This window comes from Vreelandella hamiltonii, assembly GCF_014651775.1.
GTDB lineage: Bacteria > Pseudomonadota > Gammaproteobacteria > Pseudomonadales > Halomonadaceae > Vreelandella > Vreelandella hamiltonii.
Genome location: NZ_BMXN01000004.1, coordinates 206,256 through 226,958, shown reverse-complemented (window position 1 = coordinate 226,958; position 20,703 = coordinate 206,256). Strand labels below are relative to the sequence as shown.

Annotated in this window: 19 protein-coding genes; 3 read left to right on the top strand and 16 right to left on the bottom strand. The window is 61.0% G+C overall.

Annotated elements, in window-relative coordinates; all coding sequences use genetic code 11:
- Positions 1 to 145 precede the first annotated feature (145 nt).
- A complete protein-coding gene (gene nhaD, locus IE091_RS05645) occupies positions 146 to 1,624 on the top strand; it encodes a sodium:proton antiporter NhaD (RefSeq protein WP_096921589.1) in 1,479 nt (492 codons plus the stop codon).
- A gap of 118 nt (positions 1,625 to 1,742) precedes the next feature.
- Here nhaD and IE091_RS05640 read toward each other — a convergent pair whose 3' ends face one another.
- The 4 genes from IE091_RS05640 to IE091_RS05625 form a co-directional block, all read right to left on the bottom strand.
- Complete coding sequence (locus IE091_RS05640) at positions 1,743 to 4,250, bottom strand: EAL domain-containing protein (RefSeq protein ID WP_189463017.1); 2,508 nt, start codon at positions 4,248 to 4,250, stop codon at positions 1,743 to 1,745.
- A gap of 62 nt (positions 4,251 to 4,312) precedes the next feature.
- The gene (locus IE091_RS05635; RefSeq protein ID WP_189463003.1) at positions 4,313 to 4,984 is read right to left on the bottom strand and encodes a glutathione S-transferase; all 672 of its coding nucleotides are present in this window, start codon (positions 4,982 to 4,984) and stop codon (positions 4,313 to 4,315) included.
- A gap of 250 nt (positions 4,985 to 5,234) precedes the next feature.
- Positions 5,235 to 5,816, bottom strand: coding sequence for an antibiotic biosynthesis monooxygenase (locus tag IE091_RS05630; protein ID WP_039181467.1), 582 nt, complete (start codon positions 5,814 to 5,816; stop codon positions 5,235 to 5,237).
- Positions 5,817 to 5,930: 114 nt separating this feature from the next.
- Positions 5,931 to 6,161, bottom strand: a complete 231-nt coding sequence (locus IE091_RS05625; RefSeq protein WP_039181469.1) for a DUF2835 family protein — start codon at positions 6,159 to 6,161, stop codon at positions 5,931 to 5,933.
- A 72-nt stretch (positions 6,162 to 6,233) separates the two neighbouring features.
- On the opposite strand from IE091_RS05625, the gene IE091_RS05620 reads away from it, so the two are divergent.
- A complete protein-coding gene (locus tag IE091_RS05620) occupies positions 6,234 to 6,833 on the top strand; it encodes a putative metalloprotease CJM1_0395 family protein (RefSeq protein ID WP_039181472.1) in 600 nt (199 codons plus the stop codon).
- Between the two features lie 10 nt (positions 6,834 to 6,843).
- On the opposite strand, the gene IE091_RS05615 is transcribed toward IE091_RS05620, so the two are convergent.
- The 12 genes from IE091_RS05615 to IE091_RS05560 form a co-directional block, all read right to left on the bottom strand.
- Positions 6,844 to 8,559, bottom strand: coding sequence for a putative bifunctional diguanylate cyclase/phosphodiesterase (locus IE091_RS05615; RefSeq protein WP_039181497.1), 1,716 nt, complete (start codon positions 8,557 to 8,559; stop codon positions 6,844 to 6,846).
- A gap of 251 nt (positions 8,560 to 8,810) precedes the next feature.
- Positions 8,811 to 9,290, bottom strand: a complete 480-nt coding sequence (locus IE091_RS05610) for a C40 family peptidase (RefSeq protein WP_144984320.1) — start codon at positions 9,288 to 9,290, stop codon at positions 8,811 to 8,813.
- A gap of 112 nt (positions 9,291 to 9,402) precedes the next feature.
- Positions 9,403 to 10,032 carry a histidine phosphatase family protein gene (locus IE091_RS05605; RefSeq protein WP_039181483.1) on the bottom strand — a complete coding sequence of 210 codons (630 nt, stop codon included), beginning with the start codon at positions 10,030 to 10,032 and terminating at the stop codon, positions 9,403 to 9,405.
- A 12-nt stretch (positions 10,033 to 10,044) separates the two neighbouring features.
- Positions 10,045 to 10,860: a phosphonate ABC transporter, permease protein PhnE gene (phnE, locus tag IE091_RS05600; RefSeq protein WP_016915879.1), complete on the bottom strand. Its 816-nt coding sequence runs from the start codon at positions 10,858 to 10,860 to the stop codon at positions 10,045 to 10,047.
- Between the two features lie 34 nt (positions 10,861 to 10,894).
- Positions 10,895 to 11,722: a phosphonate ABC transporter, permease protein PhnE gene (gene phnE / locus IE091_RS05595; RefSeq protein WP_016915878.1), complete on the bottom strand. Its 828-nt coding sequence runs from the start codon at positions 11,720 to 11,722 to the stop codon at positions 10,895 to 10,897.
- Entirely contained in the window at positions 11,719 to 12,603 is an 885-nt protein-coding gene (gene phnC, locus IE091_RS05590) for a phosphonate ABC transporter ATP-binding protein (protein ID WP_189463002.1), read from the bottom strand. Before phnC ends, phnE (IE091_RS05595) begins: the two co-directional genes overlap by 4 nt.
- A 108-nt stretch (positions 12,604 to 12,711) precedes the next feature.
- Positions 12,712 to 13,692: a phosphate/phosphite/phosphonate ABC transporter substrate-binding protein gene (gene phnD, locus IE091_RS05585; RefSeq protein WP_189463001.1), complete on the bottom strand. Its 981-nt coding sequence runs from the start codon at positions 13,690 to 13,692 to the stop codon at positions 12,712 to 12,714.
- A 129-nt stretch (positions 13,693 to 13,821) separates the two neighbouring features.
- A complete protein-coding gene (locus IE091_RS05580) occupies positions 13,822 to 15,570 on the bottom strand; it encodes a bifunctional diguanylate cyclase/phosphodiesterase (RefSeq protein WP_189463000.1) in 1,749 nt (582 codons plus the stop codon).
- Between the two features lie 98 nt (positions 15,571 to 15,668).
- Positions 15,669 to 17,615 (bottom strand): metallophosphoesterase family protein, encoded by a 1,947-nt coding sequence (locus tag IE091_RS05575; protein WP_189462999.1) that lies wholly within the window; start codon positions 17,613 to 17,615, stop codon positions 15,669 to 15,671.
- A 10-nt stretch (positions 17,616 to 17,625) separates the two neighbouring features.
- The gene (locus tag IE091_RS05570) at positions 17,626 to 18,996 is read right to left on the bottom strand and encodes a sensor histidine kinase (protein ID WP_189462998.1); all 1,371 of its coding nucleotides are present in this window, start codon (positions 18,994 to 18,996) and stop codon (positions 17,626 to 17,628) included.
- Entirely contained in the window at positions 18,993 to 19,667 is a 675-nt protein-coding gene (locus IE091_RS05565) for a winged helix-turn-helix domain-containing protein (protein WP_144984332.1), read from the bottom strand. Before IE091_RS05565 ends, IE091_RS05570 begins: the two co-directional genes overlap by 4 nt.
- Before the next feature lie 12 nt (positions 19,668 to 19,679).
- Positions 19,680 to 20,042 carry a PepSY domain-containing protein gene (locus tag IE091_RS05560; protein WP_144984335.1) on the bottom strand — a complete coding sequence of 121 codons (363 nt, stop codon included), beginning with the start codon at positions 20,040 to 20,042 and terminating at the stop codon, positions 19,680 to 19,682.
- Between the two features lie 124 nt (positions 20,043 to 20,166).
- On the opposite strand from IE091_RS05560, the gene IE091_RS05555 reads away from it, so the two are divergent.
- Complete coding sequence (locus tag IE091_RS05555; protein WP_039183184.1) at positions 20,167 to 20,643, top strand: PepSY domain-containing protein; 477 nt, start codon at positions 20,167 to 20,169, stop codon at positions 20,641 to 20,643.
- Positions 20,644 to 20,703: the final 60 nt, after the last annotated feature.

Below are 20,703 nucleotides of genomic sequence, written 5' to 3'. Positions count from 1 at the left end.
CGGATAATTTCAAAAAAAAGACGTAATCGCTTACGTCATGTCGCTTTTCATTCGGTTTTATTCCGTATTGCAATGCAATATAGGTTGTTAAACTGGCGTGGCTTATTAACCCCTTTCTTCTCATCATTATAAGGATAAACACGCCATGTTGACGTTGCATCATGACCCTGGCCAGCCTCGATGGACTCGTGGCTGGCTTTTTTTGTTAGCGGCTTTACTACTGCTGGCAAGCCCGGCCGCCTTTGCGGTCACGGGCGAGATCGACTTGACCAGTTCTGCCATTGGCTTTTTTGCCGTGGCCATCTTCGTGCTGGCCTACGCGCTGGTCATGGCCGAAGAGAAGATCCACATGCGCAAGTCCAAGCCCGTGCTGGTGGCAGCGGGGGTGATATGGGGACTCATTGGCTGGGTGTACGTCCAGAACGGCATGTCGGAAACGTCGGAATATGCGTTTCGGGTGACGCTGCTGGAGTTCACCGAGCTAATGCTGTTCCTGCTGGTCGCCATGACCTATATCAACGCCATGGAAGAGCGTCGAGTCTTTGATGCACTGCGTTCATGGATGCTGCGTAAAGGCTTCAATTACCGCACGCTATTCTGGTTGACCGGGGGTTTGGCTTTTATGCTTTCCCCGATTGCCGACAACTTGACCACGGCACTTTTGATGTGTGCCGTTATTACTAAAGTGGCAGAAGGCGATAAACGCTTTATCAATCTCGCGTGTATCAATATCGTGGTGGCTGCCAATGCGGGCGGTGCTTTTAGTCCTTTTGGCGATATCACGACACTCATGGTCTGGCAGGCCGGCTTGATCCAGTTTCAGGAATTTTTCATCCTGTTCATTCCGTCGCTGGTCAACTTCCTGATCCCTGCCGTCATCATGAGCATGTTCATCAAGAACCAGAAACCCAACAGTGTCTATGAGGACGTGCAGCTCAAGCGCGGTGCACGCCGCATCATTGCGCTGTTCCTGCTGACCATCACCACCGCCGTCGCCTGCCATACGCTGCTGCACCTGCCCCCGGTACTGGGCATGATGACGGGCTTGGGCTATCTGCAGTTCTTTGGCTACTACCTGCGCCAAAGCCTGCCCCGTTCGCTGGAGCGCAAGCGCGAACGCTACAGCCGCCTGGGCGACAACAAAAAGCTTGAGCAACTGGGCGGCGTGGTGCCCTTCGACGTCTTCAACCGCGTGGCCCGCGCCGAGTGGGATACGCTGCTGTTCTTCTACGGGGTGGTCATGTGCGTGGGCGGCTTGGGCTTCATGGGTTACCTGGGGCTACTCTCGGACGCGCTGTACACCAACTGGGACGCTACCTGGGCCAATATTGCGCTGGGTGTCGTGTCAGCCGTGGTGGATAACATTCCGGTGATGTTCGCGGTACTGACCATGCAGCCGGACATGTCCCACGGGCACTGGCTGTTGATCACGCTGACCGCCGGGGTCGGGGGTAGCCTGCTGTCGATTGGCTCGGCGGCGGGCGTGGCCGTCATGGGCCAGGCACGCGGCTACTATACCTTCATGGGGCACCTGCGCTGGGCGCCGGTCATCTTGCTGGGCTACATTGCCAGCATCATCGTGCACCTGTGGCTCAACGCAGGCAGCTTTTCGGTATACGGCTGAGCACTGACGGCCTGACCACCGTTCTGGCAACGCCCACCCCTCCATGGGGTGGGCGTTTTGCTGTGGTGGGCGTTTCACTGGGGTAGGCGTTTTGAGACGAAGGCTTGCGCGCGCTCGGCTAGTAGGACTCGAACAGATACTCGATCGGTGTAGGACGACCAAACAGGTAGCCTTGATAACGGTAGCAGCCGTGCCCTTTCAGCCAGTCCAGCTGCTCCTTTTTCTCCACACCTTCGGCGACCACGGTCAGCCCGAGGCTGACCGCCAGAAGGATCGTGGTATCGACGATGGCGGCATCGGTCTTGTCGGTCAACAGCTCACGAATGAAAGACTGATCGATCTTCAGCTCATCCAGAGGCAGACGTTTCAAGTAGCTCAGGGAGGAGTAGCCGGTGCCGAAATCATCCAGCGCAAAGCGAATCCCCTGGGCCCTCAATTTGAGCATGGTGTTGCGCACTCGCGTGGGCTCTCGCATCAGCAGGCTTTCCGTTACTTCCAGCACCAGCCGCCCCGGCGGCGCCTGGGTTTCGGCCAGCAGGGCTTCCACGTTGCGCACGAACTCCGGCTGCTGGAACTGCACCGAGCTGACGTTCACAGAGACGGTCAGCGACGCGTAGGAAGGCTGATTCGACCACTTGGCCAACTGCTCGCATGCACATCGCAAGACCCAGTAGCCAATGGGCACGATCAAGCCGTTTTCTTCAGCCAGCGGAATGAACGTGCCTGGCGACACCCAGCCGCGCTGGGGATGGTACCAGCGCAACAGCGCTTCCACGCCGGTCGTCACTCCCTGATGATCCACCTGTACCTGATAATGCAGCGCCAGTTCCTGACGCTGCAACGCCTGGTGCAGATCACCTTCCAGGCTCGCTCGCTCCAATACGCTGGTCTGCATGTCCACATTGAAGAAACGCAGCGTATTGCCCCCGGATGATTTGGCCTGCTGCAGCGCCATGTCGGCCTGTTGCAACACCCCGTTCATGGGGTTGCCAGCGCCATCGAAGAGGGCGATCCCCACGCTGGCCGTGATCGGTAGCGCTCGGTCATTGCGCAACTGCGAAATGGTGTCCAGCAACTGCCGAGCCACGCGCTCGACGTAGGAAGCAGCCTCATGCTGCTGCTCGCCAAGCCGATTGATCAGAATCACGAACTCATCGCTGCTGAAGCGTGCCAAGATCGCATCCTGAGTCAACCGCTGCTGCAGGTTTTCTGCCACGTTGACGAGCAGCTGGTCGCCGCTGTCGTGGCCCTGTATGTCATTGACCAGACGGAAATTGTCGAGGTCCACGATCAGCAGGGCGCTGTAGCCCCCAGAGGTGCTGTGAGTGGCTTCGGCCAGTGATTCGAGCAGCAGGCGACGGTTGGGCAAACCGGTCAAGGCATCATAAAACGCCAGATGGTGGGTACGCGACTGCATCTCCAGGTAATCGGTCAGCTCGGTGGAAATACCGCACAGGCTGGGCGCTTCTCCCGGAGACATGACCAGCGGCATTTTGACCGACAGGAAGGTACGCACCCGCTCTTCCCCCTGGAGCACGTTATGCTCTTCGACCGTCGTTTTCTTGCCTGTTGCCAGCACCCGACGGTCTACCTCGGCCATTTCTGCAGCGCTGGCCGCATCGAAAAAGGCATCGTCCCCCTGGCCGATGATCTGATCGACCGGCCGAGCAAACAGGTCACAGATCTGATGGTTCACATAGCGGTATTTGAGGTCAGGAGTCTTGATGTAGATATAGGCATCCACGCTATCCAGAATACTGGTCAGCATATGCTCGTGAGTAGAGAGCTGCTGCCGGTTGAGGCTCTCCCGTCGCCGCAGCAGGACATTGCCCGCCAGCGCTATCACCAATACCACGATCAACACGCCACCCAGCCACCATAGCCAACGTGGCGCCAAGGGTGCAGGCAGGCTGTGGGCGCGCCAAGCGCTCAGCGTCTCGTAGTACGTCGACGCAGCGTCGTTTTTCCACTCCACCAGGGTGGCGTCGATGCGCTCGAGAATGTGGCTGTCCAGGCTAGGCGAGGCGGCATAAAAGAGCCGTGAAGGCTGGAAAATGATCGGCGTTTCACGCAAACCATAGTCATTGGCTCGCCAGTCGCCAAACAGATGATTGGAGGCCACCAGATCGGCATCCCCCAGCGCCACTGCCTGAAAACCCGCCGCGAAACTATCCACCGGCAGCCACATGACGTCGATGTCGAAGCGCTGCGTCACGGTCAACAGATAGCTCTGCTGGATGGAGCCCTCCACCACCGCAACACGCTGTTGTTCGAGGTCAAGAATGGCCTCGACGCGGCTGTCGCTGGGCTGATAGAGCTGTGACCAACTGTGCATGACGGGCTCGGCATGAAAGGCGAAGCGCTGGGCACGCTCTTCGCTCCACGCCAAGTCCGGCAACAGGTCGATGGCATCCTGCTCCAGCAGCGTCAGGCACTGTTGAAAATCACACGGGACGCTTTCCAGCTGCCACTGCTCTTTCAAGGCCATTGCCGAGAGCAGCTCACCCAGCACACCACGCAATTGCCCCTGGTCGTCCGTAAACAGTTTAGGCGGGTTGTGATAAACCCCGACACGCAGCATTTCTGCGGCCACCGCTGGAGATGCCATACCGAACAGCACCACCATCAGAAAACCTTGGTAAACGGCCTGTCTAGCACGCCCATCGACGTTGCGCAGCATGGCAGCGGTCACTCACCGGGCATGGTCAGTGGCCCTGCGCGTTCCACGACCCGTTGCCAGGCCGGGTCCTGCTGAATACGTGCCACGAAGGCGGTAATCGCCGGAAAGGCATCCAGCGATTGGGTGGCGGCCACGGCCTGCATGGGAAAGCTCATTTGAACGTCCGCACCGCTCGGGAACTCACCGGCAAAATTGCCGTGGGCCTTCAAGTGCGACTCGATCATGCCAAGATGTTGTTTCAACTGTGGTTGCAGGAAGCGTTTTTGAACAGTGCCGCTAATACCCTGGGCAATGGGCCTGACGAACCACGGCGATTGTTTAGGAATTTGACTAAATACCAATCCCATCACCAACAGCGGCATTAAAGAGCCTTCGGCATAATGCATCCAGTAACGATAATTAACCCACTCGTTACTGTTCTCCGCCGAGGGCTGGAAACGTTCTTTTCCGTATCGGTTGACCAGATAATCGATGATTGCCCCCGACTCGGCGACGGTCAGTTCGCCATCGGTAATCACGGGTGACTTGCCCAACGGGTGCACTTTTTTAAGAGCGTCAGGGGCTTGCTGTGTTTTCGGGTCGCGCTGATAGACCTCGATGTCATACTCCAGCTCGAGAGCCTCCAACAGCCACAAAATTCGGTGAGAACGTGATTTTTCCAGGTGATGTACGCGGATCATGACTACTCCATAAGGCGATTTGGTACTCAGCGTTTAGGCTGGTGCCAGCATCCATTGACTGCACGCGTTAGCTTGATGATTTCAGCTTAGCACTATTGCAGCGTTGAACCCCATCGAGACATCGGAGCACTGAGAATATTTAGCACGTCTTTGCGAAAAGCGTCTTTCAGCGCATTTTAGAAAAAACTTAATCACCTGTTTTTAATTATAATAAATCACTAAAAACAGTGGTCACAAGAATCGCCACGAGTCATGTCCTGTACTGTTGCCACATACGGTGAATCACATCCATCGGTGACCATTTTCCCTGCAGCCAAGGCGCCAGCAACCGCGTTGAAAGCGGAATAAAGACAAATACCATCACGGGCGTCAGCACCAGCGTACTGAGCAACACGCGTGGAATCAGCGCCCACTCGGCCAGCAGGCCACCAAACAGCCAGTGAAACAGCAATGAGACAGGAAAAAATGCCAGCCAGACGGCGACGGCTTGTTTCCAACGCGGGGGCGCAGCGCCATTGGGGGCCACGTTGAACCAGCTATCCAGACCGGTAGCGCGGTGCTCGTGAGGTGCATCGTAGAGCCCTTTGCCGCGCTGCAGCCAGGCATGGCGCGAAGCGGAGTGCTCCCAGGAAGCGAGTCGCTCTGCGCTTTCGAAACGGAAAATGATCTGATATTCGTCATCGTCCTGGGGCGGTGCCAGCACCCCTGAGCCCAGATAGCCCGGAAAGTCGGCAGCCAGCTCACGGCCTTCGTTGAGCCAACGGATGAAGTCCTGATAGCGGCCATTGGCCACGCGACGCGCCACCATCAAGGTGACAGGTGAGGTAGACATGGGTGATCTCCTGATAAGTAGGCAACCACTGCCGGGTAGGCGGGTTGCAGGCATTCAGGTGGGTACGCCTGAAGCACACGGCTACATTATAGAGAGAAAACCCCACGGGCACAGCTAGGCATGCGGTGCCAAAGGCACAATATCGTGGAATTTACCCTGATCGGTAAAGAACAGTCGAAACACGCCATTCACGCCGTCACGTCCCACTACGCGGCGCAATGCAGTGGCCGGGAAGATCACCCAGCGGCCATCCACGCTGCGCGCGCGCACGTTGTCGTACTGCCCTTCGTAATGGGCTAGGCATTCGGCTGCCGTCAAATGGATCATCACGTCAATGGAAGGCATGGCGTTGCGTAATCGAGTAGTGTCGCTGATACTGCATCATACTGGATACGATCATCATATCGGTAACTGCTCATGGATCTTTCATCACTCGGCGCTTCCTACAGCGCAACGCTCTGGCCTTCGCCGACCCTGCCCAACGCACGGGTCACTGCCGAACCCCAAGCCCAGCGCACAGGCGATGCCGACGAGGAAGCTGCCAGCGATGAAACGGCCTCGGCAACGGCGGGCCCCACCCGCCCCGACGGCACCCCACTGGAACCCGAAGAGATCCAGCAGCTGGAGCAGCTCAAACAGACCGATCGCGCGGTGCGCCAGCACGAAATGGCGCACCAAACCGTTGGCGGGCCTTATACGGGAGGCGCCACCTACGAGTACGAAATCGGCCCTGATGGGCAGCGCTATGCGGTCGCGGGTGAAGTGTCCATCGACTATGGCCCGGTGCCTGGGGACCCCCAGGCCACCATCGAAAAAATGCAGACCGTGATTGCCGCAGCCCTTGCCCCCGCCGACCCCTCACCCAAGGACCTGCAGGTGGCCGCCCAAGCGCGTCAGTACCTGCTGGAAGCCCGCCTTGAAGCTGCCCGAGAGCAAAGCGAGATGAACCAGGCCCGAGGGGGCGAGCCCAGTGATCCGACCGAGCCCATGCCCCCATCCTCCGAGCAGGCCGCCTGAGCCACCTGCCTCACTGCAGGCGGCTCAAACCATGCCAGTCATCGCGTAGCGGCCACTGCTCAAGCCAGCCCGGCAGCGCTTCGGGCGGCATCGGCCGAGCGATACCATAGCCCTGGGCCAGCTCGCAGCCCAATACCATCAGCGCCCTGGCATGTTCGAGGGTTTCGACCCCCTCGGCCAGCATCGGCCGCTGGAAGCGGTTGGCCATGTAGATGACGCTTTCGACGATCGCCATATCATCGTGATCCACCAGCATGTCACGCACGAAACTCTGATCGATCTTGATCAAGTTGACCGGCAGTTGACGCAGATGCGTCAGCGATGAGAATCCGGTGCCAAAATCATCGATCGCAAAGCTGACGCCCAGTGCTTGGCAGTGTGCCATGGTTTTCAGCGCGGCGGTCACATCATGCATGGCCGCGCTTTCCAGCACTTCGAGCTTCAGCAACGCAGGCGAGACGGAAGGATAGCGTGCCAACAGCGCTGCCAGACGCTGGCTGAACTGGCTGGTCAGCAGGTGTGCGGGGCTGATGTTGACGTTGATGGGCAGGACGATGTTGGCCACTTGCCAGCTCGCCAACTGGCGCAGTGCCTGCTCGATCACCCATTCACCCAGGTCGATTTCCAGCGGTGTAGCATCGATGGCGGGCAGGAACTGCCCCGGCGACAGCAGCCCGCGTTCGGGATGTTGCCAGCGGATCAATGCCTCCACGCCGACGACCTGACCACTGCGCATGTCCACCTGGGGCTGATAGTGCAGTCGCAGCTCATCGTGGGTCAGGGCATCCATAAAACGCTGGCGCTGCTCATGGCGGACTTGCAGCAAACGGTCGTGATGAGGGTCGAAAAAGTGATAGGTATCGCGCCCGCGCTGCTTGGCGCGATACATGGCCTGGTTGGCGTGGCGCAACAGCACATCCCCCTGCACATGATCATGGGGGTAACGGGTGATGCCCAGGCTCGCGGTCAAGTAAACGGTTTGCCCTTCGATCATCAGCGGCTGACGAATGGAGGCCAGCAGCTTCTCGAAAAACACGTCATCGACCCCATGATGCAGCAGCAAGACGAACTCGTCGCCCCCAATGCGGGCCAGCACGTCATCACCGAACAGCAAGTGGCTGAGGCGCTGCGCAAATGCCGACAGCAGCTCGTCCCCCACCGGAAGACCAAGACGCTCGTTGATGAGTTGAAAGTGGTCGATATCCAGTGAGCATACCGCCAGCGTCTGCTGCTGGTTTTCCGCGTGCTGAATCGACTCCTGAATCAGTTGCGTCAACAGCTGCAGGTTGGGCAAACCGGTCAAGGCATCGAAATAGACTTCGCGGTTGAGGTGCCGCGCATGGGCAGGGATGGCCGACAGGTCGGCCAGCACCATGACATGGTGATCCACCCGACCCTGGGTGTCGCGGACGCGATTGACCGACATCATGCCGGGATAAAACTGACCATCATGGCTGCGGTAGCTGACCTGGCTTTTGCTGCGATCACGTAGCTGCAGCTCTTCACGCATCAAACGTACGCTGCGGTGGTCGTCCAGCGGCAGGATACTGAACGTTTCCGGGGTCTTGCCCCGCACATCGTCCAGCGCCAACCCCGTGAGCTCACTGAACGCAGGGTTCACCTCCATCACGCGGTTATCGGCATTGGTGATGATAATGGCTTCATTGGCATAGCGAAATGCCGACTCGCTGGGCGAGGCAGTGTCTTGTGTATCCAGCGTGGACATTGCCACGCGCCACGCCGAGGCTTGCGCATGGGCAGACGTAGCGGTGTGAGGCAAAGACTGCTCCTTTGGGTCATTCAAGGGCGGGCACATGCGTCTCTGCTCTCCTCGTCTAAACAGCGTTAATTTAATGACTTTTCGCCATATTAACACCGTCTTGCCCGCTATGTTCCTGGCGGCAACAGCGCTCTATCAACGCGCGTGTCGGCATCCGCAAAGGCAGCGTGTGAATCCCGGAGCCTTTTCGGTTGCTGCTAGGGCGCCAAGGAGGCCGCGCCCAGAAAACGCTGCTGCCAGTAGTCGATATCCAGCGGAACGCTGACCACGGCACGGCCACTGCCCGGGGCATGGATCATCTGGCGATTACCGCCATAAATGCCCACGTGGGTGGCCTTGCTGCCCTCGCCAAAGAACAGCAGATCGCCTGGGCGGGGGGCATCGACACGAGGCAGAGCGCGGTACTGGCCGTCCGCCGTGCGGGGCACACGCAGCCCGGCAGCGCGGTAGGTCATTTCGACCAGGCCAGAGCAGTCCAGACCATCCGGTGAGTTGCCGCCAAAGCGGTAAGGAATGCCGATGGATTGCTGGGCATAAGAGAGAATCAGCGCACGCTCCAGTGACATGCCCCCTTGCACGGGAGGCTTTGCAGGGGGAGCCACGTCCTTGCTGGCACAACCGGCCAGTACTAACAGCAGGGCCAGAGACAGGAGGGAATAAACGCGGGCAAACGGCATGGGGCACTCCTGAGAAGCCTCGATAGGGTGTCTCTATCATGGCTCAGGTCACGCGTGCCCGCTAGCCGCCTATACGGGAGAGCATCCGAAAGGGCTTATCAGGCAACGCATCTCAGCGCCCGATCCACTCCACGAAGGTCGTTTCGCCCAGCGCATGGCGCTCGTGGCGTAGTCGACTCATGGCGGCGTAAGGCAGGTCCATCACCAGCCCGTGGGTCAGCGGCTGGGCAATCACCTGACGCAGCAGCGCATTGCAGACGAACAGATGCGCCACCACCAGCACGTGCTTGCCCGGCGGGCGGCTCAGCAGGCGCTGCCACGCTTCACTCACCCGGGCATCCAGCGCCGCCAGGCTTTCCCCTTCCGGCGGCGCTGCCGTGGTGGGATCGTGCCAGAAGGCGTTCATCAGCGCGTGCCCCTCCTCGGCAAACACCTGGTCATGGGTCTTGCCTTCCCAGCGTCCCAGATAGAGCTCGGCCAGGTCATCGTCCACCTGCACGGGCAGGTCGAACTCCTCCCCCAACCACAAGGCAAACTCATGGCAGCGCGCCAGGGGGGAACTGACGATGGCATCGAACGGCGGCCTGCCATCGACCGTGTGACGCATCACGGCCGCCGTGGCCTGCTGCCAACCGGTTTCGCTGAGGGGGTGGTCGGTGCTGCCGCGCAGCATGCGGCCACCCAGTGGCTCACCGTGGCGCATCAGGTCGATGGTCATGATGTCAGCATCAGGAAAGCGCATGGTATCTCCCGGTCAGATGATGGCGTGGCGCACGCGGGCAGAGACCCACTCGGACACCAGCACGGTGGCAAAGATCAGCACGAAGATGACGCTGACCTGATTCCAGGCCAGGCTGTTGATCGAGGCGTTGAGCTGCAGCCCGATGCCGCCTGCGCCCACCAGCCCCAGCACCGTGGACTCACGAATGTTGATATCCCAGCGGTACACGCTGATACCGGCGAACGCGGGCATCACCTGGGGCAACACGCCGTAGTTCATGACCTGCAGGCGGCTGGCCCCGGTGGCGCTGATGGCCTCGACGGGCGTGGGGTGGATCTCTTCGATGGCTTCATAAAGCAGCTTGCCCACGAACCCAATGGAGCGTAGCGCAATGGCAATGATGCCCGCCAGCACGCCGGGGCCGAGAATGGTCACCAGCAGCATCGCCCAGATCAGCGAGTTGATGGAGCGTGACGAAACGATGATGGTCAACGCCAGGCTGCGCACCAGCGGGTGAGGCGTCGTGTTGCGAGCCGCCAGAAAAGCCACCGGAAACGCCATGACGATGCCCAACGCGGTGCCTAGCGTGGCGATGTTGAGGGTGTCCCACATGGGCTTCCAGAGGACGCTGGCATACTCCCACCGGGGCGGCATCATGCGGTTGATCAGGTCACTGCCCTGGCGGCCAGCATCTTCCACGAACACCCACATGGTGTTGTCGGAGATCACTTTCCAGCAGAGCAGGAAAAGGCAGATACCTGCCAGCCAGGCCACATACTGGAGCCACTGGGCACGGGTGGTGCGCCGCTGCCACTGCGGCACGCCTTGGGGGGAACTCGAAACGGGCATGGAAATTTCCTTTACGGGTTAAGGCATCGCAGCGCTACTGGGTCCAGCGGCGCACATGGCTGGAGGCGTATTCACTCATCAGCACGATGGCAATGATGATCAGCAGGATCGCTGCCGACGTGCCGTATTCGTAACGGCTCAGCGAGGTGTTCAGCGTGGCGCCAATGCCCCCCGCGCCGACGATGCCGATCACCGACGATTCACGGAAATTGATGTCCAGACGGTACATGGAGAGCCCGATCAAGCGCGGCATCACCTGCGGCTGCACCGCATGGTTCATGGTTTGCCACCAGCTTGCCCCCGTGGCACGCACGGCTTCGACCTGTTTCCAGTCCAGGTCCTCGATATCTTCTGCCAACAGCTTGGCCATGAAACCGATGGTGGCGAAGGCCAGCGTCAGCATGCCCGCAAACGGACCGAAGCCGAACATCACCACGAACAGAATGGCGATGATGATCTCCTGAAACGTCCGCGAGATGGCAATGATGGCGCGGCACAGGGTATAGATGGGCAGCGGAGCAATGTTGCGTGCCGCGCCCAGCCCTACCGGAATCGCCAGCAAGACGCCGATCACGGTGGAAGTCAGCGTCATGGTCAGGCTTTCCATCAACCCGGCGATGATGTCGTTCTGGCGGCTGAGGAAATCAGGCTGCAAAAAGGCCCCTAGAAAGTTGAGCGCTCGGCCGGAGCCTTCCGCCACCCGCGCCCAGTTGACCTGCACCGACGACAGCGCCAGCACCAGATACACCACCACACCGATGGCCAGGCCCCAGCGCAGCCGTGGGTTTTCGATCAGCGGCAAACGCCGCCACTGACCCTGGCGCGCAGCTTGCTGGCGCGCCGTGGCGTCTGCCGTGCTCATAGCGCGCCTCCACTGGCAACCTGGGTGAGCGGCCGCGCGTCATGGTGTGCTTTGGCTGCCGACGTGGGCGCTGCCGATGTGGGCGCAAGGGCTACCTGCGATGGCTCATCTTCTTCGTCGGCGGGCTCGGGCGTGGTGTCCCAGTCCTCTTCCCCATAGATGGTGGTGAGGATCTCGCTGGTGAGTTCGCTGGGCTTGCCGTCGAAGACGATTTGTCCGGCACGCAGGCCCACGATGCGGTCGGCAAACTGCTGCGCCAGAGCCACGTCATGAATGTTGATGATGGCCGCCAGCTCGCGCTCGGCGCACAGCTCGCGAATCAGACGCATGATCTGGCGCGAGGTTTTGGGGTCCAGGCTGGCGGTGGGTTCATCCACCAGCAATAACTTGGGGCTTTGCAGCAGTGCGCGGGCGATGCCGACACGCTGGCGCTGGCCACCCGACAGCGCGTCGGCGCGCTTGTCGATGGCATGGGGCAAGCCCACCCGCTCCAACAGGCGAAATGCTTCAGCAACGGCTTCCTGGGGGTAGCGGCGCAAGAAGCTGCGCCAGAAGCCGACATAGCCCAGTTGGCCCGACAGCACGTTTTCCATGACGGTCAGCCGGTCCACCAGGGCGTATTCCTGAAAAATCATGCCCATGGAACGACGTGCGTGACGCAGGCGGCTGCCCGACAGTTTGGTCAGCTCGCTCTCTTCCAGGCGGATACTGCCCTGGCTGGGTTCCACCAGACGATTGACGCAGCGGATCAGGGTACTTTTGCCTGCACCCGATGGCCCAATCAGCGCCATCACCTGGCCTTTGGGCAGCGATAGGTGAATATCGGTCAGCGCGCGGTCGCCCGTCGGGTAACGCTTGCCAACGCCAGTGAGTGTCAACATGGGGAATGCCTCGTTTGCTTGTCGCTCAAAACGTTCAACTGACTCGACCCCATAACGCGTCGGCCAGAAGGTTGCCCTCCTGGCCGACAGGGTCACGCAGCGCTGGAATCAATCGCAGTCGTAAGTGACGCCATTGGCATCGGCAATGGTGCGGATGACCGACCAGTGCTCTTCATAGGTGATGGGGATGAACTGCGCTTCGCCTGAGTTCTCGAACTCCGCCTGCAGGGCGGTGCCTTCCCAGTCGTAGCTGAAGAACGCATCCTGGATCTGCTGCTGCAGTTCGGGCGTCAGGTTGTGGGCGGTGCCGTATGCCGTGGTGGGGAAGGTTTCGGAGGTGTAGATCACCTCGTAGTCACCCTCGTTGATGACACCCCGTGACAGCATGCGATGGGCAACGGAGTTGGCAATGGCCGCCGCATCGTAATCCTTGTTGATGACGCCCAGGATGGAGTTGTCGTGGGAGCCGGAGAAAGCAGTCTCGAAGTCATCACCGGCTTCCAGACCGTACTCGGAGCGCAGCAGCGCGGACGGTGCGCGGAAGCCCGAGTTGGACGTTTCGGAAGTGAAGGCCAACTGACGACCCTGCAGGTCTTCCATGCCGTCGATACCGCTACCGGGGTAGGTGATGATCTCCATTTCGTAACCGTAGCTGCCATCTTCGGCCGCCATGATGGCGAAGGGACGGAAGCCGCCACAGTTGACCGCTACCGGTACGCCACCGGTGTTGAAGCCCGCCACGTGCAGACGGCCAGCGCGCAGCGCTTCCTGCTGGGCAGCATTCGACTGCACCGGGAAGAACTGAACGCGTTTACCCGTCGCTTCGCTCAGGTGATCCAGGAAACCCGCCCATACGTCGGCGTAGACCGCCGGGTCTTCAACCGGCGTGTAAGCAAAGACCAGCGTGTCCGGATCGACCAACCGAGACTCATCGCTGGGGATATCGGCCACCATGTCGCCATCGTTGTCCACGTAGCGTGAGGAGAGGTCGGCAGCCGCATTCATCGCACTGAAAGCGAAGGCACTGGCAACGGCAGCACTGATCAGAGTGCGCGAGAGTGACACGGTAGAGAGACGAGAGGATTGCATGGATCACCTAACGGGGTAGTAAGAGGTGGATGTATCCTGACGCCCCAAGATGACAGCGGCGGGTCTGGCGGGTGACAACTTCGTGACGTCTACATGACACCCGTATGAACGACCTGCCGCTTTGTCGGCTCACTGCTCCACGCAACAGCCACGCCGTTCCACGAACAGGCTGTTCCCGGCAATCTTCTTCGCCTGGTGCTTGAGTTCGGAGAGTTGGCTGGCAATGTCCAGGGCCTTGCAGTGGCCCGGGTCACTGATGGGCTTGACGGCTACCGACACGCTGACGAAAGGAAAAAAGCTGACGCCTCCCTGACGGCTTTCGATGGAAAGCCCGCCTCTCTGGCGGTCCTCTTCCTCGTAGAAACTCGGGGCCATGACCTCGAAGGAGGCCAGAATCTGCTGGCACACGCTCTCCCAGTGCTCCAGCGGTAACAGCATCATGAAGTCGTCGCCACCGATATGCCCGATGAAGCCCCCCGCGCTTTCCACCTGAGCCTGCAACAGCCGCGACAGCGAGATGATCACATGGTCTCCGCGGGCATAACCGTAGGCATCGTTGAACGCCTTGAAGTGATCCAGATCCACGTAGGCAGCGGCAAAGCCATTGCCCTGGCTCAGATAGGCCGTGAGGGTTTCATTGATCAGGATGTTACCGGGCAGCCCGGTGAGCGGATTGGCATGGCGCGCCTGACGCACCTGGATGGCGGTAATCTCGCGCAGCAAATCGACGATATTGCCCATACCCAGATACTGCCCTTCGCCATCGACGATGACGAAGTCCTCCTGTTCGATGTCGCGGCTGTCGGTCAGCTGCTGGCTCAGCGTTTCCAGGGGCATGTCGGCGGCGGCCACCAGCATCTTGCGATCGGCGATGTCCAGCACGCAGCGCTTGGCGTACAGCGAATGGCTATAAGGGTTGGTGAACAGCGTCAGGAACCCGTTGCGCCGCACCACGGCAATGGGCACGCCCTGTTCGATCACGGCCACGCAGCGCAGATGCGGCGTTTCACGAAACCGTTCCGCCAACGTGGGCACTGACACACTGGGCGCTACGGCCTCCACGCTGCGCAGGATGGTATGCGCCGTACGCCCGGCGGGAGTTTTCAATTGCGTGGTGGCGGGCAGCAGCGTATTGAGCTGAACAGGCGGCTGAACGCTGGGACGTGCGAAGTAGAACCCCTGCAACAGCGCCAATCCACGGTCCAGCTCCCACAGGCACAGGTGCTCTGCCGCGGTTTCGACCCCTTCTGCGATGAGCTGGCAGTCGAGGCTTTTGGCGACGTCCAGTATCGAGCGCAGGAACTCCCGCTTGGCGGGTTCCTGATCGATGCCGGAAATGAAATGGCGGTCCAGCTTGACGAAATCCGGGCGCAGCTCCGCCCAGTGGCGCAGGCTGGAGTGACCGGCCCCCAGGTCATCCAGGGCCACCTGAAACCCCATGTCGCGGTAGTGGGCCACCGCCTGGCGCATCAGGTCGTAATCGTGGATGGGCACGTGCTCGGTCAGCTCGATCACCACCCGCTCCGGCGGCAGGCCACTCTCCTGAATGAAGCCCAGCGTCAGCCCCTCGCGGAAATCACGCTCGACGATGGTCAGCGGCATGACGTTGAGGAACAGCAGCCCAGGGAGTGCGAGTTCGGCAAAACGGCGAATGGCGAGCCGTCGGCAAAGCAGATCCAGCTCCACCAGCAGACCAGCCTGGGTCGCCACGTCGAACAGCCTTAGCGGTGAATGCAACGGAGAGGTGCTGGGGCCACGGATCAGCGCTTCGTAGCCATAAATGGCCTGCTGATTGGCATCGACAATGGGCTGAAAAAGTACGTGCAGCTCTTCTGCCGCGATAATCTGGTGAAGCCACTGGGTTTCTTGTGCGGTCATGTGCCTGCTGCCCTGTCAAACGTCAACGATCCCTATGACTTGTCAACTCCATCAGGAAGGTGCCAGGGCAGCAAGCGTGCGTCATTTACATGACATTTTCATGACGAACCACCGGTGGGCGCCTTCATGCCGGGGATGTCTGGCGGCGGAAACACCGCGTCGCCACCGCGGGCATCCAACTGACGAATATCGGTGGGACGACCGTTCTCGTCGAGACTGACCAGGCCTATCCCGCTGGCATTCCACAGCCGCTCGCCAGCGCTGGCCTGCTCGGGGTCCCGAGGGTAGATGCTGAGCTTACGCCGCTGGGTAAACCAGTTGAGCGGCGACAGCGGCGCGTATAGCCAACGATTGAGCCGGTCGAAGGTATCCAGCAGCCGCCGAGGGAAGGTGTTTTTCACGCCGCTGGAAGTGATCTGCCACAGATGCGGGGCCTGCTCCTGCCCGCGTACGACGATGTCGTAGGCAAAGGAGTAGTGCACGTCCCCCGACAGGATCACGTAGTTGCCGGGTGTCTTGGAGTGCCGCCAGATGTGCAGCAGCACGCTGGCGGCACCGCGATGGGCCATCCAGTTTTCGGCATCCACCATCAACGGCTTGCCAGCCAGGGTAAACAGCTTTTGAATGCCCTCGATCAGCTTGACCCCGAACATCGGGGCAGGCGAGACGATCACCGCGCTGGGGGTGCCCAACAGCGCCTGCTGCATCTCCATGAGCGCCTCCCAGTCCATCAGCCCGGAGGGCCGTTTGGGGTTGCGCTCACTGCGCCAGCGGCGCGTACGGGTATCGAGCACGATCAGCGCGGGGGCCCCTGGCACCTGAAACTCCCACCCTTGAAAGCGCAGAAGCCGCTCGATCACGCTGTCCTGGGCCTGGGGGTTCAAGGTGCCCGACCCATCGAACAACGTGCCGACCTGATGCAGCAGCGGGTTGAGTTTGTCCGGGGCATTGCCCCACCCTTGGCAAAGCAGGTAGGCCACCAGCGCGTTGCCAATGATGCGCTTGGAGAACGGATGCCCATAAGCACAGCGCTCCCAATCGGCGGTCAGGTTCCAGTCATCGGTGACGTCGTGATCGTCGAAGATCATCAGACTGGGCACGTGGGCCATCAACCGCGCGCACTGGGGCAGCCCTGCCACGAAGGCATCGATGACCGCCTGTTCGGTACGGTACGCTTCGGCCTCCTGCTCGGCCAGCTCGGGCGGCGTGGGCGCAATGATCTGCCAGGGAGTCGGCGACCAGACCAGGCAATACATGGCCAGCATTTCGGCAAGGGTCATCAGGTGGTTCTGGGCGTGCGCCGAGGTGAACACCGGCTTTTTCACCCCGCCGAAGAAACGCTCGCGCAGGGCCGCGTTGCTGGTGACATCCGGCAGCAGCGACTCGCGATGATAATAGGTTTCGGGAGCCGCATAGAGCGCCTGACTATCGTTCACCGTGGCGCCTTCCAACTGTTCATCGGCCAGCCCCAGCCGGGCGATGAGTGCATGCACGGCGCGCAGGGTGGGGCCTGCCACGTCATCCACGTAGACCTGGTCACCGGTCATCAATAGCCAGGCTGGCCACTCGCCAGGGGCTTCCTGGCGCTCGGCCAGCCAGGCATCGGCACGCACCAGACCATCGGGGCTGTCGTGGTGGGGCTTGCGGCAGGAGCCGTGCATCAGGCGGTGGTGACGCGATGCCAGCACAAAGGCCGGGTAGGCCTGCCCGGCGTGACATAACCACGGTGCCCACTCGGGAAGGCGCTGCCATGCGCTCTGGCGGCTCTGTACCTGCAGGTCGTAGGCGATGCGTGTATCGGTGGGCAGTGCCCTGGGCAAGCTCAGGTCGATGCAGTACAGGTAGGCCCGCTCGCCGATGGCCACGCATTGGTGATCCTGGCGAGACAGTGGGTAGGTTTGCTGGTCGGGGGTGTCCGGAAACAGAACCAGCTGGAGAGCCAGCGGTCGCGTGGCCACCAGCCACATCACCAGGCGTGACGGCGACAAGCGACGCAGCAGCGGCCCCACCAGTACGTCAGGCAGTGTTTCGGTGACGTCGATCATCGTTGCTCCTTCAGGCCCGCGCGGCCAGCACGGGTAGTTCGATCACCACCTCCAGCCCGCCCTGTTCGGCGCGCTGCAGGCGCATCTGCCCACCATACAGGGCCACCAGATCGGCCACGATGGCCAGCCCCAGACCACTCCCGGAACGCTGCTCATCCAAGCGTTTGCCGCGCTGCACGGCCTCCTGGCACTCCTCGGCGGTCATGCCGGGGCCGTCATCGCTCACCGTGAGCCTCAATACGCCTTGCTGCGCCTGAAAGCTCACATGCACCGTCTGGCTGGCCCAGCGCAGGGCATTATCGAGCAAATTGCCCACCATCTCCTGCAGGTCCTGGTCGTCCAGGTGTACCCGCATCTGGCTATCCACGGTCTGCGTCAGGGTGATGTGCCGCCGCTGGGCAAGACGCGCCAATCCGCTCATCAGCGGCGCCAGGGTGGCCTGCAGGTCAATGGCGGCGAAGCGCCCGCTGTCCCCGGCCGCCGAGGCCCGGGCCAGGTGGTGACGCACCGCATTGTCGATACGCGAAAGCTCTACGTCCCAGGTGGCTCGGCTGTCGCTGGGCAGCTGCTTCACCAGCAGACGCATGACGCTGAGCGGCGTCTTGAGGGCGTGGGCCAGATTACCCGCCGTATAGCGTCCGCGCTCGATCAACCGCTGGTCGCGCGCCAATACGGCGTTCATGGAGCTGGCCAGGGTGGCCAGCTCTTGCGGCAGTCGGGTATCCAATTGCTCGGCACGGCCCTGCTCCACGTCGCGCAGGTTGGCATTCATGCGCCGTAACGGCGCCAACCCCCAACGTACCTGGAGCGCCAGCACCCCCAGCAACACCGCGCCAAGCCCCAGCAGGCCTAGCCACAGCATGCGCTGGAAGGCCTGGATTTCAGCCACCAGGGCATCGTCACGGGCGGCCACGCTGACGTGCAGCGGCGATTCCAAAGGCGCCAGATAGATATCCCGCTCCACCACTCGCAACTGCTGCCCTCTAGGCCCTGGCAAGGTCCGTGCAGACACCTGTTCGCTGTGGGTCACGGGCAGCCGCTGATCCCATAGCGAGCGCGACGCCACCGTGTGCTGCTCGCTGTCGGTGATCTGCCAATACCAGCCTGAAAACACGTATTCGAAGCGGGGGTCGCCCAAGGCACGTTCATAGCGCAGCTGTTGGCTCAGTGGGTCGTAGGCAACACCGGCAATGATCACGTTGAGCGTCGCTTCGAGACGCTCGTCGAACGCGTTCACGGCGGCGCTACGATAATGATGGGCCAGCAGCCCACCCGCCACCGGCAGGGCCAATAGCACGATCAGCAGCGCTGCCAGCAGCAAGCGCAGGTGGATGGAGCGGCTGGCCCAGCGTTGACGCCAATGCGGCCCGGCAGCGCTCATGGCGTGTCGGGCTCATCGGCCAGCAGGCGATACCCCTGGCCGCGCAGGGTGGCGATACGCCAGGCACCCAGCTTGCGCCGCAGGCGGCTGACCTGCACGTCGATGACGTTGGAGTCGGGCTCGTGGTCACGGTCATAGACGTGCTCCGAGAGCTCACTGCGGCTTACTACCCGCGGCGCGGCATGCATGAGATAACTCAGCAGACGGGTTTCCTGGGCGGTCAGGCTGACGGGCCTGCCTGCCAGGGTAACGTGCTGGGTGTGGGTATCCAGGCTCAGCTCGCCTACCCGTAGCACCGGGTGGGCGTGGCCATGGGTGCGTCGCGCCAGGGCGCGCAGCCGAAACAGCACTTCGGCGGGCTCGAAGGGTTTGGTCACGTAGTCGTCGGCCCCGGCAGTAAACCCCGCGGCCTTGTCGGCCCAACGCTCGCGAGCGGTCAAGATCAGCACCGGCAGGTCGATGCCATCCTCCCGCCAGGAGGAGAGCCAGCGGGTGCCATCGCCATCCGGCAGGCCAATGTCCAGGATCACCGTATCGTAGGCTTCCGTACGCACCAGAAAGTCGGCTTCCTGACCATTCTCGGCTCGCTCGACGATCCAATCGCCTTCACGCAGGGCCTGGCTCAGCTCACGGGCAAGCGCCTGGTCATCCTCTACCAGCAAACACTTCATCACGCTATCCTTTCATGGGTTACGCTGCATCTCGCGAATGCGGACACCTTCGATCTTCATCAACTGGCCACTGTGACCATCGAATTCGAATTCGACCACCTGCCCCTGGGGCCCCAGCATCTTGATCTCATACTCCACCAGCCCGTCGTCCCGGTCGATCTCGATTTCCAGAATATCGCCAATGTAACGCTCTTCGAGCCAGTCGAGTATCGTTTCCAGCGGGACCACATCGCCGCGCCCCACTTCACCGTGCAGCGCTTGCCAGGGCTGGTCGCCAATGGCGTTACCCATCCAGACAAGCGCCAACGCGCAGGCCATCACCCGAAGGCGGGGCCAGGTGCGTAAGGAGCGTAGGAAAGCGGTCATGGTTTTCATGATGCCAGCATGCCAAAGTCAACATGAACGGTAGATGAACGACTTTGTCAGCTTCCGGTAAGACCCCGGCTGCTATAACTGTCTCGTCGCTTCAACTGACATATCGTGAAAAAAGGAGCTTGTGATGAACGCCATGAAAAAAATGCTGATGATTCCTGCCTCTGCCCTGCTGCTGAGCGCAGCCGCTAGCACCGTGTATGCCGACACCCAGCCGGTGGATCGCATCGACGACATTCTGACCTACGCCAGCGATTATGGTTTTACGCACTATGAAGAGATCAGCGTCAAGAGCCGTGGGCGCGCCGAAGTCGAAGGCTGGCTGGACGATGAGTGGTATGCCGATATCGAGTTCTCGCTGGATAACGGCGATACCCTGAAAGAAGAGCGCAAGCGTCTGATCACCGGTGCCTGGGGCATGACCGAAGACGATGTACGTCAGGCGCTCAATATCGCCAGCCAAGAAGGCATGACGGAGTTCGAGGAGATCGAGATCAACAAGAGCGGCAGCATCGACATCGAAGGGCGCGACCAGAATGGCCGCGAACTGGACATCAAGATGCGTCAGGGTTCGTTCCAGATCACCGAGATCGACCGCGACTGATACGCGCGAGCAACCTTGCATGGCGGGCCCTGGTGGCCCGCCTTTTTCATGCCATCGTCA